A 1,297-nucleotide genomic window follows, 5' to 3' on the forward strand; every position below is an offset into this window, starting at 1 on the left:
TGAGCTGCCGCGGAGTTCTCGGACAGTGGGCCCTCTTAAAATGGGGGTCTACCGAAAGTAGAGATCAGCATGACCGCATCACGGAAGCGATTTACCCAGGAGTTCAAGGACGAGTTGTGCCGCGAGGTGATCACCACGTCCAAGCCGATCAAGGACGTGGCCACCGCGTACGGTGTCGGCCCCGAGACTCTCCGGAACTGGCTGGTCAAGTACCGCGAGGCCAACGGCGGGACGGAGGTGGATCTGACGGTGTCGGAACGGGCCCGGCTGAAGGAGCTCGAGCGTGAGGTTCAGGAGCTGCGGGCGGAGACGGCGTTCCTGAAAAAAGCCAGCGCTTACTTCGCCCGGGAGCAGCGGTAGTGAGCAAGTACGAATACATCGATTCCCAAAAAGCTGAGCCCGCCAATCTGAATTCGGTCGTGAGAATGTGCCGCTGGTTGGCCGTCTCGACGTCCGGTTTCTATCACTGGGCCATACGTCCGCAATCGGCCACGGCGGCCCGCCGTCAGGGCCTGACCGCGCGGATCCAGCACTTCTTCGAGGAGTCCGAGGGAACCTACGGGTACCGGCGCATCCACGCCGATCTCGCCGCGGAACAGACCGAGTGCTCGCCCGAGCTGGTGCGGCAGATCATGCGCTCCCAGGCCCTGGTGGCCTGTCAGCCACGGCCGTTCCGCATCACCACCGAGGCTGACGCTGAGGCCGCCGCGGGCATGCCCGACCTCGTGAACCGTGACTTCACCGCCGACCGGCCCGGGGTGAAGTTCGTCGGCGACATCACCTACATCCACACCTGGCAAGGGTTCGTCTACCTCGCCACCGTCATCGACTGCTACTCGAAGAAGGTCGTCGGCTGGTCCATCGCTGATCACATGCGCACCGAGCTCGTCGCCGAYGCGCTCAAGAACGCCGCCGCTACGACCCGGATCGAGCCGTCCGCGATCTGGCACTCCGACCGGGGCAGCGTCTATACCTCGGCCGGTTTCAGGGCCCTGGTGGCCGGCCTGGGCATGCGCTCCTCGATGGGACGCACCGGCGTGTGCTGGGACAACAGCATGGCCGAATCGTTCTTCTCAGCCCTGAAAAACGAGCGTGTCTACCGGACCGTTTACGCCACGAAATCACAAGCCCGGAGCGACGTCATTCGCTACATCGAGGGGTTTTACAACAGCAGGCGCCGTCACTCCGCGCTCGGTTACCGTCGACCTAACGAAGTCCACTATGGTTATCAACAGCCAGCCCTGGCAGCGTAGAAGAATCCACTAATTCCGCTGTCCGAAATCACCGCAGCAGCTCA

General features: G+C 63.0%; 1 protein-coding gene. It reads left to right on the plus strand.

Translation table 11 applies throughout. The annotated features are described in order from the left end of the window. Positions 1–69: 69 nt before the first annotated feature. Positions 70–1,253 (plus strand): IS3 family transposase gene (locus tag AC1DCZ_RS19310; protein ID WP_476976003.1). Its coding sequence is split into 2 segments (ribosomal slippage): positions 70–331 and positions 331–1,253, totalling 1,185 coding nucleotides; the frame shifts between segments, so codons are not numbered across the junction. Positions 1,254–1,297: the final 44 nt, after the last annotated feature.

It is taken from the genome of Arthrobacter sp. 10N418, from assembly GCF_056394725.1.